This is a genomic window from Pseudomonas sp. Irchel s3b5 (genome assembly GCF_900187435.1).
Lineage (GTDB): Bacteria > Pseudomonadota > Gammaproteobacteria > Pseudomonadales > Pseudomonadaceae > Aquipseudomonas.
This window is the reverse complement of sequence record NZ_FYDY01000003.1, coordinates 68,581-81,844: the sequence shown is the minus strand read 5'-3', so window position 1 is coordinate 81,844 and position 13,264 is coordinate 68,581. Positions and strand designations below refer to the sequence as shown.

Sequence of the window (13,264 nt, the reverse complement as noted above, 5' to 3'; positions counted from 1 at the left end):
CTTCAAACTCTTCTAGAAGCGGTAAGTGAGGTCGACGAGCAGGCGCAGATCGGTTTCGCTATCTCCGTCGTAGGGCCGGTTGATCACGCTCAACAGGCCGCCCACTTCGAATACGTCGTTCCAGGCATAACGCTGGCCGTAACCGAGCAGCGCCATGCCGCCGGTGCCGTGATCACGCTGGCTGTAAGTACCCGCGCCCGCCTGGAACTGCTGGCTCCAGGCCGTTTCGTAGCGGTGGTACAGCACGTGATTGACGTTCACGGTCGGCAGCACGCTGAAATCGGATTTCGGGTTGAAGTACGGCACGTCGTCGGACATGGAGTTGTGGCTGCTGCCGACCTCCAGCCCGACATCGACCTGCAGGCCCGGCGCGCTGTAGACACCTTCACGACCGGTGACCAATGCTTCGACCCGGTTGTTGCCATCACTGAAGTGCGAGGGGCTGACCGCCAGTTTCCACTCGCGGCTTTCGTTAGCCCGCCAGCGAATGAAACCGCTGCCGCCGTTGGCCGTGATGTCGCTGTTCAAGGCTCGCAACGGCGTAGCGGCCGAGAAGTACTCAAGACTGCCACCGTACTGCCAGTGATCGTCGATATCCCGGGCAATGGCCAGGCGCGCACCCTGCTTGCTGCCAAATCCGTAGGAATGGTTGGAGACTTCCGCTTCGAGGGTCATGTCGCGGGTGCGCCGCTCCAGGCCGACCCGCTGGAAACGATGATGACCGGTACCTTCCTGGAACTCACCGGTGGCGTAACCGGCACCGGCAAACACGCGCCAGTCTTCGTTGATCGGCGGGCTGTAGAGGGTGGTTTCGATGCCGAAATCACGGCTGCCGTTGACTGCGCCGGCATCGTTGTCGTTATCACCGCCATAGCTTTTACCGCTGTAGGTTTCTACGCGCAGTTCAGCCATGTCGTGGACTTCACGCTGACGCGCCAGGCGCTGCACCTGACGGTTGTCCGGGAAGCGTGCGACCACATCGTCGGTCAGCGCGTCCATCTGCCGCCATTCCTGCAAATCCATGGCGGTGTGGGCCTGGCCGATTTCCAGCCCGACATCCCGCGGGGCCATGCTCTCGGTTTCCTTGAGCTGGTTCTCGGCACGCCGTGGCCAGTCCCGCGCCAGGTACAAATCGGCCTGGGCGAGGCGTAAACCGGTGTTGCCCGGTGCCTGATCCACCAAGGCCTTTAACTGTTCTTCGCCATGGGGTAAATCGGAGCCGTAAGTGCCGGCCTGGGCCGCCAGTTGCTGGGCGTCCATCCATGCGTCGTTGGGGTTGCCCACCGGCAAACCCTTGAGTTCAATACGCGGGTTCTGGGATTTGGCCAGGTCATCGGCGACTTTGCGTGCCTCTTCGGCCTTGTCGCTTTCGAGCAGCGAGTAGTAGAGCGCGGTGCTGTCTTCAAGACGGTCACCGGCATCAGCATCCGGCGCCGTCAACACCTGTCGATACAACTCGGTCGAGGTTTCCGGCTGACGCTGGTCCAGGTAGGACGACGCCACCCAGCGCAATGCATAGGTCGGAATCTTCACGCCTTCGGCGAGCAGTTTCTGATACTCGGAAATCACATCGGCGGTGCGCGCACGGGCCTTGAGCGCACCCATGCGGTCAATGCGCCAACGCACGACATCGTCGTGAGCGGCTGGATCGGCTGACCAGGTGGCAATCAACTTGTCGTAGTCGGCCAACGCGCGGTCAGCGATCACGTAGCGTTCTTTTTCGCTGCGGGTAGCCAGTTCGGCTAATCGCACGCGCTCGGCGGCCAGGTCACCTTCGAGGCGGCGCAGCGTGACCGGGTCAATCAGTCCCGGCCGTTGATTGGCCAGGCGCAAGGCCGGTTCCGGCAGCCGTACACGTTGCAGCGCATTCACGTATTCACGGGCGACTTCCGGTTTGCTGCCGGCGCGCATGAAGGCCTGATCGTATTCAAACAGCGAGTCGTACGGGTTGCCGGCGCGGGCCAAGGCGTAGCCCAGGGCGAGGCGGCGGGACGCGTCATCCGGTTTGGCCGCGACCAATGCGCGAGCACGGATGACGGCCTCCGCGGGTTTGCCGGCATCGGCCTGGGTCAACGCGAGGCCCAACTGCAGATCCGGGTTTTGCGGCTCGAGGGCCAGCGCCTTGTTGTACACCTGGATCGCCGAGTCCCAACGTTTGAGATTGCGATAGGCGCGCGCAGTGGCGGTCAGTGCCTGAACCGGCAGCACCCGGTTATGGCCCTGGGTTTCATAGACCGACACTACTTCAACGTCGAGCCCAGCCCAACTGGCAATCTGCAGGTGATCGCTGATCTGGCCGGTGGTGGCCTGATTCGCCGGGACCTGACGCAATGTAGTCAATGCAGGCGTGTAGTTCCCCGCCCGGGCGTCGAGCACGCTTTGGTCGTAGGGTGTGTTGGCGACCGCCAGCACCGGCCAGAGCAACTGACCGCAAACGACAACGCGAAGCAAAGGGCGCAAGCCGCTTCGCAAAAAGGGACCATCAAAACTCGGCATTCGTCAGTATCCTTACATGGCCAGCCGGGCTCACAGCGTCCCTTGCCAACTCGTATCGAAATGGTCGGTTTTATCTGACCGACTCACTTCAGGCAGGGGCATTTTGCACACAAACGCACGTCACAATTGAGAACACAATAATTGTTCAGATTCATGACGTGTCAACTCAACGCTGCTTGTTCCAGGTCAAATGCCAGACAGCAAAACGCCCGGCCTGCGCATCGCGCAAAGGTCGGGCGTGGCTTTGTGAAACGCGGTTTTACTGGACTTGCCCAGCACCCGCGAACTTGCTCATCAGGAAGTTGGCGAACTCTTCAATGGTCATTTTCTGGCCGTTGAAATCCACCTGATTGTTGGCGTAATGCAGCTTCGTGACGATGTCATTACCGTCCAGTTTCGCCAATTGCGAGCCCACTGCCATGCTGCTGAACATGTCCGCCGTGGCGGTCGCCTGATCGGCAATCAGCTTGGCATCGGTCTGGCCGTCGATTTGCGATTGCACGGTGAGTACATCCACCAGCATCGGCTTGGACACCTTCAGATTGAAGTCCAGCAATGCGATCAGCTGTCTGACCAACTGGTCTGTCGGCAGATCGATGGCCTTAGGTTTGGTCAGGTCGAGCACCAGGCTGGCGCGGCTTTCGCCGTTGGCGGTGTTGAGCGAAAGGTTTTCCAGGGCAAGCTGCGGACCGGCCGCCAGAAGGTTTTCCAGGCTGGATTTAAGCTGCGCTTCTTCCGCTTCGGTCAGCTGCATTTCCGGTACCGGCAGGCCAACCGCCTCTGCTTCGGCGGCGGCTCTTTCGTACGGTTGCACCTTGGTTTGATAGATCTGCATCAACGTCATGGTGGCCGGGATGTCGAGGTTTTTCAGGCTCACGGCCAAGGCGCCAGAACCGATGGGCTTACCGTTCAGGGAAACTTCGCCCACCTTGTAATCGGCACGCCCGGAAGCGCTGGTGCCCGACTCGGCGGTGTGGTTTTTCATCTCGAATTTCTTGAAGTCCAGCACCGACTGTTTCACGCCAAAGGTCGACTTGCCGCTGGCCAGCTCCAGAACGTTCTCGCCGCTGTAAAAACCGTAGGTGCTTTTGGTCAGGTTGCTGGCCAGGGTCAGGCCGTTCAATTCGATTTGCACCGGCGACTGATCTTCGGCAACGGTGGTCACCTTCAGACTGTCCATGTAGCCGTCGGCCTTGACCTTCTTCGCCTGGGCACTGGCAGAGACATCAATGTTCAAGCCGGAGAACTTCATGCTCGACTTGTCATCCAGCGCCATTTCCAGTGGCTTCAATTCGAGGGTGCCGTTGGTGGAGTTGTCGTAACCGATGTTGACCACGCCGGTCATCGGCGATTTGTCCTTGGCGGCGGCAAACCACTTCTCGGTAAGCGGGGTCTTTTCCAGTTCGTAATGACTGGTCGCCATGACCGGCAACCACTTCAGCGATACCAGGCGCGAGAAAGGCAGCGGACCGTGTTCGATGCGATCGACAAACAGCAACTCGACCGGTGTTTCACCGAACATTTCCCCCTCGCCCTTGAGGCGGTAGTGCGCGGTGCTGCTGAATACATGACGTTCCAGCGAGACCAGCTCCAGCGACGCGGTGCCGTTGGAACCGACCATGGCCGCTTGCAGTTCCTTATTGGCATCGGTAATCGAGGTGTTCAGTACGCTTTCGAGCTTGCTGCCGGTGAACCACGCGCCGCCTGCACTGATGGCGCCAATGGCTACAACAATTCCCAGAAGCACGCCTGCTGATTTATTCATGTATGACCCGTCAATGTCCGTTGTTGAAAGTGTCGTCTTCCCTGAACCCATGACGGGTAGCGGTCGCGACTGTGCTGAAAGTGCGATGGAGATTAGCATCAGGCACGACGGACGGCCCAATGATTAAAGGTGAAAGAGTGTCTTTGGGTATGAGGTCTGTTTTGTCAGGAAAGATCGCAGCCTTCGACAGCGCCTACAGGGAATGACGAAAATTCCGTAGGCGCTGCCGAAGGCTGCGATCTTGATGCGCTCAGGAATATTGGACTTCGATCTCGTCGAGTTGATGATCAAAACTTTTCAGCCTCGCGGTCCAGGTATAAACCAGCACCTCGAAATCCCGATTGATCACCGCCCCGCCCGTCACTTCCCCACGCGGGTCGCAGAAATCCAGTTGATAGCGTTCACGGGCCATGGCCGTGGCGACATCGGCCAGTTCCCGGGCATTGCTGAGCCAGTGTCGGCCGTCGTCAGCGATTTGTTTGTCCAGTTCAAGGCACTGCTTTTTCAGAGTTTCGAGGCTTTTCTCCAGCGGCGTACCGGTCAGTTCACCCATGACCTCCTGAAACGTGCGCCCCGGTTGCCAGTAGCTGCCCCAGAAATAGCGGTCGAACACCGTTTCGACACGGCGCAGCGCAACCTTGGTGTCCCAGATCAGCACCAGGGTCTTGCCTTGTTCGAGTTGTCTTTTTTTGACGCGATGCGTCTGGATGGACGCCCAGGCCACCACCGCGACGGACATCACGGCGATCAGTGCGACGGCACTGTCGAGAAACACCAGCGCCTTGTCGATCTGATGGGCCAGCATGATGCCGTAGAAATAGGTGGCCGTGAGCAGCACCAGCGCCACGACAGCGCACCAGAAGCCGAGAGCATAAGGGTTTTTCATTATTGGTTTTCCCCTGACCTGCGCGAGCCTTGTGTGAAGCAAGAGCCCATTGCACAGGGCGCCACTCCATCACTTCAAAGCATAGCAACGGCCTCAGGGTTTGCCGGAGTTCGACGCTTGCGTTCGTCCGCTTTCCCAACCGCCGCCCAAGGCGAGGAACAAATCGATCTGGCTCATGGCCACCTGGGTGTTCGCGGCGGCCAGTTGCGCCCGCACATCGGTGTAGGTGCGAGTGGCTTGCAGGTCGGCCAGGAACGACGCGCGGCCAGCCTGGAAGAAACGGTGCGTCTGATCGGCGGCCAATTGTGCCGATTGCTCGGCATCCGCCAGCGCATCGCGCCGTTGCAGCAACGCGGAGTACTGCGCCAGACCGGTCTGGGTCTCGCGAATGGCGTTGAGCACCACCCCATCGAAATGCGCCAGCGTCGCCTGGGTCACCGCTTCGGCTTCGCGGATTTTCGCCCGGGCGCCGTTGGTCGGGACGGTCCAGGTCAGCGACGGCCCGAAGCCCCAGCGGTTGGTGGACGGTTCGCCGAGGTTATCCAGGATACCGACGGTGCCAACGGTCGCGCCGATGCTGATGTCGGGGTACAACTGGCCGGTGGCGACGCCGATGGTGGCGGTCGCGGCAGCCAGGCGTCGCTCGGCTTGCCGTACGTCCGGTCGACGTTTGAGCAACGCGGCGCCATCACCCACCGGCACCAGTTGCACGATTTTTGGCAATTCGGCGCAGGTCGCCGTGCCGGCCGGCAGTTGATCCAGCGGCTTGGCCAGCAACATCGACAAACGGTACAGACCCGCCTGACGCGCCGCTTCATAGCGCGGCATGTCGGCGCGCAAGGATTTGAATTGGGTTTGCGAGCGAGTGACCTGGGTTTCATCGCCACGGCCGGCATCGCGCAGGCGCTGGATCAGCGTGGTGCTCTGGGCTTGCAGGTCGAGGGAGTGCTGGGCAATTTCCCGCTCCTCATTGGCCGCACACACTTGGGTGTAGGCACGGACCACGTCGGCCACCAGGGTGATGCGTGCCGTATCGGCGGCGGCCTGGGTCGCATCGGCGTTGGCCTTGGCCGCTTCGATGCCGCGTTGCAAGGTACCGAACAGATCGAACTGGTATGACGCGCTGATGCCGATATCGCCGATGTTGGCCACCGGCACTTTTTCCGGCTGCAGGAACGCTTCGCCTGACTCCTGCAAACGCTGGGCGCCCATCTTCACGCCGCCACTCCAGCCACCCGCCGCCTCGGCCTGATCGACCTGAGCGCGAGCCCGCAGCAGACTGGCCGCCGCCACGCGCAAATCGGTGTTGGAGGCCATGGCCTGCTGCACCAACTGGTCGAGCCGCGGGTCGTGGTACAAGCGCCACCAGTCACCCGGGACAGGCGCCGACACCACCGCTTTAGCATCTTGCGCCAGGTTGCCCTGCAGGTCATCGCGGTGGACGGAGGCCTCTTCGGGCAAGTGATAATCCGGCCCGACCACCTGGCACGCCGACAGCAACAGGCCTAAACCGGCCACCGCCAAACCCGAGGCCTTGCTCATTGCGCAGGCTCCCGGTTCTTGTCGTCGATGATCGATACCGTCGCGGTACGTCCGGCGATCATGCGGAAATCCGCTGGCACATCGTCGAAGGCGATTCGCACCGGAATTCGCTGCGCCAGGCGCACCCAACTGAACGCCGGATTAACGTTGGGCAGCAGGTTGTTGCCGCTGGTGCGGTCGCGGTCTTCGATACCGGCGACGATGCTTTCCACATGCCCGCGCAGGCGCGCATTGTCGCCGACCACCCGGATGTCGACGCTCTGGCCGACATGAATGCCATTGAGTTTGGTTTCTTCGAAATAGCCGTCGATGTGGAACGAATTGCTGTCGACCACCGACAACACCGGCCGCCCGGCGCTGACAAACTCCTGGGTACGCGGTGCGCGGTCGTTGACGTAGCCGTCCACCGGGCTGCGGATCACCGAGCGGTCGAGGTTGAGCTGGGCGCTGTCCACCGCCACTTGGGCTTCCATCAATGCAACCTGTGCGCGAGCGACCTTAGACTGACTTTCCTCAAGCTGCTCGCCCGGCACCAGATTGCCCAGGCCCTTGTTACGCTTGGCTTCGCGTTGAGCCTGGGCCAGGGTTTCTTCACGATCGGCGACCGCCGCTTTCGCCTGACGCAGGGCCAGTTTGAAACGGTCCGGATCGATGCTGAACAGCACCTGGCCACGCTTGACCATTTGGTTGTCGCGCACATCCACTTGCTGGATCAGCCCGGAGACATCCGGCGCGATCTGCACGACGTCGGCACGGATGTGCCCGTCGCGCGTCCAGGGCGCGAACATGTAATACATGACCATGCGCCAGACCACGACAACGGCAAGGCTCACGATCAACAGGGTCAGCACCACGCGACCCAGGGTCAGAAACGGTTTTTTCATGTCATCAGGTATCGACTGAGTGAATCCACGGCGCCCAGCAGCACGGCGTAGAGAGCCACGTTGAACAATGCCCGGTGCCAGACCAGACGGTAAAAGTGCAGGCGCGTCAGCACCCCGTGCACCAACAGGTAAATCACGTACGTAATGCCCATCAGCACCAGCAGCGTGGGCAGGAACACCCCGCTGATATCCAGATCACCGATCATAAAGGCGCTCCATCGATGCCATGGGGAAGCGGTTCTTCGGGCTCGGCGGCGCCGACAAACTCAACACCGGGCAGCAATGCCAGACGCAGACCACTCAAGGCGTGCAGCAAGTGCCGACGGGTTTCATCATCGCCGGCACCGCCAAGCGCGCGGCGGGTGCGGTCGAGGGTCATGAGCAACGGGCTAGGCGCCTGCAACCGCTCGCCGGCCTTGAGACACGCCTTGAAGTATTCGCCGACCTCGGCCACCACCTGACGCAGCAACACCTGCGGCGCACCGGAAACACGTGGCGAATAGGCCAGCAAGTCCAGCAGATTCAGCGCCACCCGCACTTCGCGCAGTGCGATGCCGGTGTCCTGGCCGGTCATGGCCAGACGCGGCAAATGCTGCATCAATCGGTCGAGCATCTGCACACCCAACTGCCGGTGTTCGGCCAGGGTGGCCGGCTCGGCAAGGCTGACGATGTCGCGCCAGCTGAAACGGGTCAGGCGTTTGGCCGCGTATTCCGCACCAAACGGTCGGGAAATGAGGGTCCAGATGAACGCGAACAACAAGCCCATGGGGCCGGCAAGATTCGAGTTGGCGAAACTGAGAAAGTCCGCGTCGTAAGCCCCCTGAATACTGATGAAGGACGAGGTGTTGACCAACGTCAGCAGCATGCCCAGGTAAAACTGCGGCTTGACCGTCAGTGTCCCCACGCAGATGAAGGGGACGGCGAACGCCAACACCAACATCGGAAAATCATGCAGGTTGGGCAGGACCAGAAACAGGTAAAGACTGGCGAACACCACCGACAACGCCGTCCAGAAAAAGAACCGGTAGATCTGCGGCGCCGGGTCATCCATCGAGGCGAAGAAACTGCACGCCACCGCAGCCAGAATCACCGCGCTGCCACCATCGGTCCAGCCGAGCAGAATCCACAGCACCGAGGCGACAATGATCGCCGTGACGGTGGACGCGGCGGAATAGAGCATCAGCCCACGATCCAGAAACGGCGTCAGTCGCCCGAGACGCCAATGCCGATACACCGCCCGCCAGTTGTCCTGGCTCTCACACTGAATCGCGAATTGCAGGCTGCGGCAGTCCTGCCACAAGTCGACCCACTCGCCGAGGCGGTAAATGGCGTTGGAGAACAGCAACTGCTTGCGATCCTCCAGCACGTGCGGCTCGGGTTGCAGGGCTTCGAGCTGGTCTTTCAGGGCACGCCAGCGCTCGAGGTCCGCATCGTTGTGATCGAGCCATTCAGTGGCCGCCGCCAGCAACGGCGAGAACTTATCCACAAGCTCGGGGGTGCGCCGTTCCAGCGCATACAACGCGTCGTCGAGGGCATCGATCACCGGCAACAGATGAATCATCCGCCCGCGCAACTCCTTGGTGTTGCGTACGGTTTGCGGACGCGAGCCTTCGTGCGGCAACTGGCCGATCATCAGTTCCAGGCTGTTGAAATTCGCCACCATCGACATGCGCAGCGCACTGACTTCATCAGGCTTCACGTCGCGGTTGAGAAATCGCAGGCTGTAATTCGATGCATCGGCGAACCATTTACTCACCGAATCGTTGAACACCGGCGCCAGGCGACGGGGCCAGAACATCGCGCCCATCACGGCCGCCACGGCGATGCCGAGGAAGATTTCTTCGGTCCGCGCTTCCGCCACATCCCACACCGCCAACGGGTTATCCACCACCGGCAAGGCAATCAACGGCAAGGTGTAGCCGGCCAGCATCAAGGCGTAGTTGTTGGCGGTGCGCAAATGCAGGGACAGAAACAGCAAGATGCCGGTCCAGAGCGCAATCACCACCACCAATACATACGGACTCTGGACAAACATCGGCACGAACAGCACCGCCGCCGCAGCTCCGACAAAGGTGCCAATCGCACGGTACAAAGCTTTGGACGTGGTGGGACCGAGGAATGGGTTGGAAACGATGTACACCGTGGCCATCGCCCAGTAAGGACGGGGCATTTGCATGAGCAGTGCGATATACAGCGCAATCATCGAGGCGGCGAAGGTACGCACGCCATAGAACCAGTCCCGCGCCGGGGGCATACCAGAGAAAAATCCGTTCAAGGGTTGCCCACCGATGGCGGCGTGGCCGCTTCAAATGCTCTGAGTACCCGCAGCGTAGCTTCCAGATCACTCGGGTCAATGCCGTCCAGGACTTCATGGCGCAAGCGCACCAATTCGACTTCGACCGCTTGAACCAGCTCGCGACCGGTTTCGGTCAGGCTCAGGCATTTGGCGCGCCGATCCTGCGTATCTTCGGTGCGGCAGACATAGCCGCCATGGCACAGCTGATCAAGCAAGCGCACCAGCGACGGACTCTCCATCCCCGCCGCCTGCGCCACGGTCACCTGACGCACGCCCTCGCCCAGCCGGCCGATCATCAACAACGGCACGGCGCAGGCTTCGGAGATTCCATAGTTGGCCAGCGTGGTCTGGCAGATTTTGCGCCAATGCCTGGCGGCCACCACCATGGAACTGCTGATGTTCATCTGAAGAATGTCGAGGGGATCGGGCACGAAAGACACACTGTTAGCTTGCTAACTATCAATATGGCATTGGAGAGGATTTATCGTCAAGTTTTGAAACAAATTTGAGCGCCACGTCTAAACAAGAATCCTCAACGCTTCTTGGCCCGCTCATAGACTGCACTGCGTTCGCGCTTCCCTACCGCAACGACAGAAACAACGACGCGCTCATCTATCACCTCGTAAACCAGGCGATATCCCGATGACTTCAGTTTGATTTTGAAACAGTCAGGCATCCCGTGCAGGGCGTCAGCCTGGATTCGCGGAGTCTCAAGCCGCTCTGCCAGCTTCTTTTTGAATTGCTCACGGAGGGTGTGCCCCAGCTTGTCCCACTCCTTGCGTGCAGACGGCAGGAATTCGAGCTTATAGGTCATCCAGTGTCACCGGAATCGGCGTCTCATCACGGCGAGAACGAACGATTTCCGCCAACTCCAAATCATCAAGACGCTCCATCATGGCTTCGAAAACATCGGCGGGGACCATGTAACCCATGACGCGATTGTGATTGAGCACCGCAACCGGTCCTCCATGGGCGCCATTCAAAACAGCTGTTGGGTTTTTCTTTAACTCGGAGACACTAACGGCCATATCGGCCAATACACTTTGCATAATTAAGACCTCAAATAAGGTCTTAATTCTGGTCCATTATTATCGACTGAGCAATCGAGCAAATCGCCACCCATCCGATAACTACACCCCCCGCCCCTTCCTCAACAGCACATCCAGCTGGTCCACCACCTCTGCCCAGTCAGCATCTTCCAGCACCTCATTCCGCAGCAGATCCGCCTGGCTCGGACTCCAGAAAAACGCATCCGCAAGATGCAGTTCAGGTTTGAGCGGCGAATGGGTGGCGATGAATTTGTCGATGCTCTCGGCGTCGTCGGCCAGGCCGAGTTGTTTGAACAGCGACGATAGGCTGTGCGTCGGGTTTTCCATGGTGGACTCCTGGGATTGATTCTGGGGTCACTGCTCGCGATGGCAGTGGCATTGACGAAACAAAACTCACTGACTCAACTCCCGCACCTCGGCATGCGGCACCATGGCCAGAAAGTCCGGCATGTTCATGCGCAGCAGATTGGTGTGGTTGCCCGCTTCCAGATAGATGTCTTTTTGCCGGGTCAGCAGTGGGTCGATCACCACATCCAGCCCATAGGCTTCACCCAGGGCTGGCACGGCTCCGCGTTCGCAATCGTCAAACAGATGCGGCAGATTGCTTTCCCGGGAGACCTGCCACTCTCCGCTGCTGCGGACCTTGCTCAGGTCCAGGTGACGGCTGGCGGGCAGCACCGCCATCAGGTAATGACCGTGATGGTCATCGAGGATGACCGACTTGGCGACCCGTTCCGCAGGAATGCCTGCAACCCGCGCCGTTTCAAGGCTGCTGGCCGAGTGTGGGTGGCTGACGATGTCATATTCGCAGTGTGCCTTTTCCAGGCTGCGCTGCACGGTTCTTGCCATACGCATGATGCACCTCGATGCCCGCTACAACCTTTGGCGGACGATGGTTTAACACCTTTTGCCATACTGAAAGTCTAGGCCCGCTGGCCGGTGGCGGCGGGAAATCCGCTCATCGGGCACCGTCATCATTTGAGCAAAATTCATACAAGCCCGGGCTCAACTAAACTCTATTCATAACCCCCCATGACTCTCCCGGAGGGTCAAGTGAACACGCGTTGTTGTGCCGTTGCGTTGCTGCTGGCGTTGAGTGGGTCGACGTTCGCCGCCGATACGGTTGTCTTGTTGCCCCACCCTGTCGGGATCTGGCTGATCACGTTTGGCATCGCCTTTCTGATCGCCGAAGCGGCCCTGCCCAATTACGGCGTGATTGGCTTGGGCGGGATCGTGATGTTCGTGATCGGCGCGGTGATTCTGACCAACACCGATGTACCCGTGCCCTTGATGATCGGTTTGGCGCTGGTCAGCGCCTTGCTGCTGATCTTCCTGGTGATTCACGCCCTCAAAACCCGACCGCGACACACCGTCAGCGGGGATGCCGGGCTGGTCGGCAGCGAAACGCCCGTCACGTCAGTACAGACCGGCAACGCCTGTGGCGGCTGGGTGCATCTGCAAGGAGAACAATGGCAAGTGCTCTGCACGACGCCGCTGCAACCCGGACAGCGGGTGCGGGTGGTGGCGCGCCAGGGTTTGCTGCTGCAAGTGGCCGCGGCTGACGCGGCGCCGGGTGGAGAATAGTCATGGGCGTGCAATTGGGTATGGTCGCGCTGCTGTTATTGCTGATTGCACTGGCGGGGTCGACGTTCCGCATCCTGCGCGAATACGAGCGCGGGGTGGTGTTCCAGCTTGGACGCTTCTGGCAGGTCAAGGGGCCGGGCCTGATCCTGCTGATTCCGGTGGTGCAACAAATGGTCCGTGTCGACCTGCGCACGGTGGTGCTGGACGTACCGTCCCAGGACGTGATCACCCGCGACAACGTGTCGGTCAAGGTCAATGCGGTGCTGTACTTTCGCGTGCTCGATCCGCAGAAAGCGATCATTCAGGTCGAGGATTTCTTCGCCGCCACCAGCCAACTGGCGCAGACCACACTGCGGGCGGTGCTCGGCAAACATGAACTCGACGAATTGCTCGCCGAACGCGAGCGCCTGAACCTGGATATCCAGCAAGTGCTCGACGCCCAGACCGATGCGTGGGGCATCAAAGTCGCCAACGTCGAAATCAAGCACGTCGACCTCAATGAATCGATGGTCCGCGCCATCGCCAAACAGGCCGAAGCCGAACGGGAACGTCGGGCCAAGGTGATCCACGCCGAAGGCGAACTGCAAGCCTCGGAAAAACTCATGCAAGCCGCCGAAATGCTCGGACGCCAGCCGGGGGCCATGCAGTTGCGCTACATGCAGACCCTCAATTCGATTGCCGGCGACAAGAGTTCGACCATCGTCTTTCCGCTGCCGATTGAATTGCTCAAGGGCATGGCGGATTTGTCGTCGAAACCTTGAA

General features: G+C 60.3%; 14 protein-coding genes. 2 read left to right on the top strand and 12 right to left on the bottom strand.

Annotated features, from left to right (window positions below):
• Positions 1 to 12: 12 nt before the first annotated feature.
• The 12 genes from pgaA to CKW15_RS04200 form a co-directional block, all read right to left on the bottom strand.
• On the bottom strand, positions 13 to 2,496 hold the full coding sequence (pgaA, locus tag CKW15_RS04255) for a poly-beta-1,6 N-acetyl-D-glucosamine export porin PgaA (RefSeq protein ID WP_095151692.1): 2,484 nt from the start codon (positions 2,494 to 2,496) through the stop codon (positions 13 to 15).
• Between the two features lie 259 nt (positions 2,497 to 2,755).
• Positions 2,756 to 4,261: a YdgA family protein gene (locus CKW15_RS04250; RefSeq protein ID WP_095151691.1), complete on the bottom strand. Its 1,506-nt coding sequence runs from the start codon at positions 4,259 to 4,261 to the stop codon at positions 2,756 to 2,758.
• 250 nt (positions 4,262 to 4,511) lie between these two features.
• Positions 4,512 to 5,147, bottom strand: coding sequence for an NADH:ubiquinone oxidoreductase subunit N (locus CKW15_RS04245; protein WP_095151690.1), 636 nt, complete (start codon positions 5,145 to 5,147; stop codon positions 4,512 to 4,514).
• Between the two features lie 93 nt (positions 5,148 to 5,240).
• Positions 5,241 to 6,689 carry an efflux transporter outer membrane subunit gene (locus tag CKW15_RS04240; RefSeq protein ID WP_095060531.1) on the bottom strand — a complete coding sequence of 483 codons (1,449 nt, stop codon included), beginning with the start codon at positions 6,687 to 6,689 and terminating at the stop codon, positions 5,241 to 5,243.
• Positions 6,686 to 7,573 (bottom strand): HlyD family secretion protein, encoded by an 888-nt coding sequence (locus CKW15_RS04235; protein WP_095060529.1) that lies wholly within the window; start codon positions 7,571 to 7,573, stop codon positions 6,686 to 6,688. The genes CKW15_RS04240 and CKW15_RS04235 overlap by 4 nt, the downstream gene beginning before the upstream one ends.
• Complete coding sequence (locus tag CKW15_RS04230; protein WP_053160669.1) at positions 7,570 to 7,779, bottom strand: DUF1656 domain-containing protein; 210 nt, start codon at positions 7,777 to 7,779, stop codon at positions 7,570 to 7,572. Before CKW15_RS04230 ends, CKW15_RS04235 begins: the two co-directional genes overlap by 4 nt.
• A complete protein-coding gene (locus tag CKW15_RS04225) occupies positions 7,776 to 9,848 on the bottom strand; it encodes an FUSC family protein (protein ID WP_095060527.1) in 2,073 nt (690 codons plus the stop codon). Before CKW15_RS04225 ends, CKW15_RS04230 begins: the two co-directional genes overlap by 4 nt.
• Positions 9,845 to 10,273: a MarR family winged helix-turn-helix transcriptional regulator gene (locus CKW15_RS04220; RefSeq protein WP_095060525.1), complete on the bottom strand. Its 429-nt coding sequence runs from the start codon at positions 10,271 to 10,273 to the stop codon at positions 9,845 to 9,847. Before CKW15_RS04220 ends, CKW15_RS04225 begins: the two co-directional genes overlap by 4 nt.
• 128 nt (positions 10,274 to 10,401) lie before the next feature.
• Positions 10,402 to 10,683 carry a type II toxin-antitoxin system RelE/ParE family toxin gene (locus CKW15_RS04215; protein WP_095060523.1) on the bottom strand — a complete coding sequence of 94 codons (282 nt, stop codon included), beginning with the start codon at positions 10,681 to 10,683 and terminating at the stop codon, positions 10,402 to 10,404.
• Complete coding sequence (locus CKW15_RS04210; protein ID WP_095060521.1) at positions 10,673 to 10,918, bottom strand: type II toxin-antitoxin system Phd/YefM family antitoxin; 246 nt, start codon at positions 10,916 to 10,918, stop codon at positions 10,673 to 10,675. The genes CKW15_RS04215 and CKW15_RS04210 overlap by 11 nt, the downstream gene beginning before the upstream one ends.
• A gap of 81 nt (positions 10,919 to 10,999) precedes the next feature.
• Positions 11,000 to 11,245 carry a DUF2789 domain-containing protein gene (locus tag CKW15_RS04205; protein WP_095060518.1) on the bottom strand — a complete coding sequence of 82 codons (246 nt, stop codon included), beginning with the start codon at positions 11,243 to 11,245 and terminating at the stop codon, positions 11,000 to 11,002.
• Between the two features lie 66 nt (positions 11,246 to 11,311).
• A complete protein-coding gene (locus CKW15_RS04200; protein WP_095060516.1) occupies positions 11,312 to 11,773 on the bottom strand; it encodes an aminoacyl-tRNA deacylase in 462 nt (153 codons plus the stop codon).
• Positions 11,774 to 11,971: 198 nt separating this feature from the next.
• Between CKW15_RS04200 and CKW15_RS04195 the strand changes: the two genes are divergently transcribed.
• Together CKW15_RS04195 and CKW15_RS04190 are read left to right on the top strand one after the other, a co-directional pair.
• Positions 11,972 to 12,502 (top strand): NfeD family protein, encoded by a 531-nt coding sequence (locus CKW15_RS04195; protein WP_095151689.1) that lies wholly within the window; start codon positions 11,972 to 11,974, stop codon positions 12,500 to 12,502.
• 2 nt (positions 12,503 to 12,504) lie between these two features.
• Positions 12,505 to 13,263, top strand: a complete 759-nt coding sequence (locus CKW15_RS04190) for a slipin family protein (RefSeq protein WP_095060512.1) — start codon at positions 12,505 to 12,507, stop codon at positions 13,261 to 13,263.
• Position 13,264: the final 1 nt, after the last annotated feature.

Coding starts and splice junctions, on each gene's coding strand:
- pgaA (WP_095151692.1), bottom strand. CDS start 2,496: ATGCCGAGTTTTGATGGTCCCTTTTTGCGAAGCGGCTTGCGCCCTTTG.
- CKW15_RS04250 (WP_095151691.1), bottom strand. CDS start 4,261: ATGAATAAATCAGCAGGCGTGCTTCTGGGAATTGTTGTAGCCATTGGC.
- CKW15_RS04245 (WP_095151690.1), bottom strand. CDS start 5,147: ATGAAAAACCCTTATGCTCTCGGCTTCTGGTGCGCTGTCGTGGCGCTG.
- CKW15_RS04240 (WP_095060531.1), bottom strand. CDS start 6,689: ATGAGCAAGGCCTCGGGTTTGGCGGTGGCCGGTTTAGGCCTGTTGCTG.
- CKW15_RS04235 (WP_095060529.1), bottom strand. CDS start 7,573: ATGAAAAAACCGTTTCTGACCCTGGGTCGCGTGGTGCTGACCCTGTTG.
- CKW15_RS04230 (WP_053160669.1), bottom strand. CDS start 7,779: ATGATCGGTGATCTGGATATCAGCGGGGTGTTCCTGCCCACGCTGCTG.
- CKW15_RS04220 (WP_095060525.1), bottom strand. CDS start 10,273: ATGAACATCAGCAGTTCCATGGTGGTGGCCGCCAGGCATTGGCGCAAA.
- CKW15_RS04215 (WP_095060523.1), bottom strand. CDS start 10,683: ATGACCTATAAGCTCGAATTCCTGCCGTCTGCACGCAAGGAGTGGGAC.
- CKW15_RS04210 (WP_095060521.1), bottom strand. CDS start 10,918: ATGCAAAGTGTATTGGCCGATATGGCCGTTAGTGTCTCCGAGTTAAAG.
- CKW15_RS04205 (WP_095060518.1), bottom strand. CDS start 11,245: ATGGAAAACCCGACGCACAGCCTATCGTCGCTGTTCAAACAACTCGGC.
- CKW15_RS04200 (WP_095060516.1), bottom strand. CDS start 11,773: ATGCGTATGGCAAGAACCGTGCAGCGCAGCCTGGAAAAGGCACACTGC.
- CKW15_RS04190 (WP_095060512.1), top strand. CDS start 12,505: ATGGGCGTGCAATTGGGTATGGTCGCGCTGCTGTTATTGCTGATTGCA.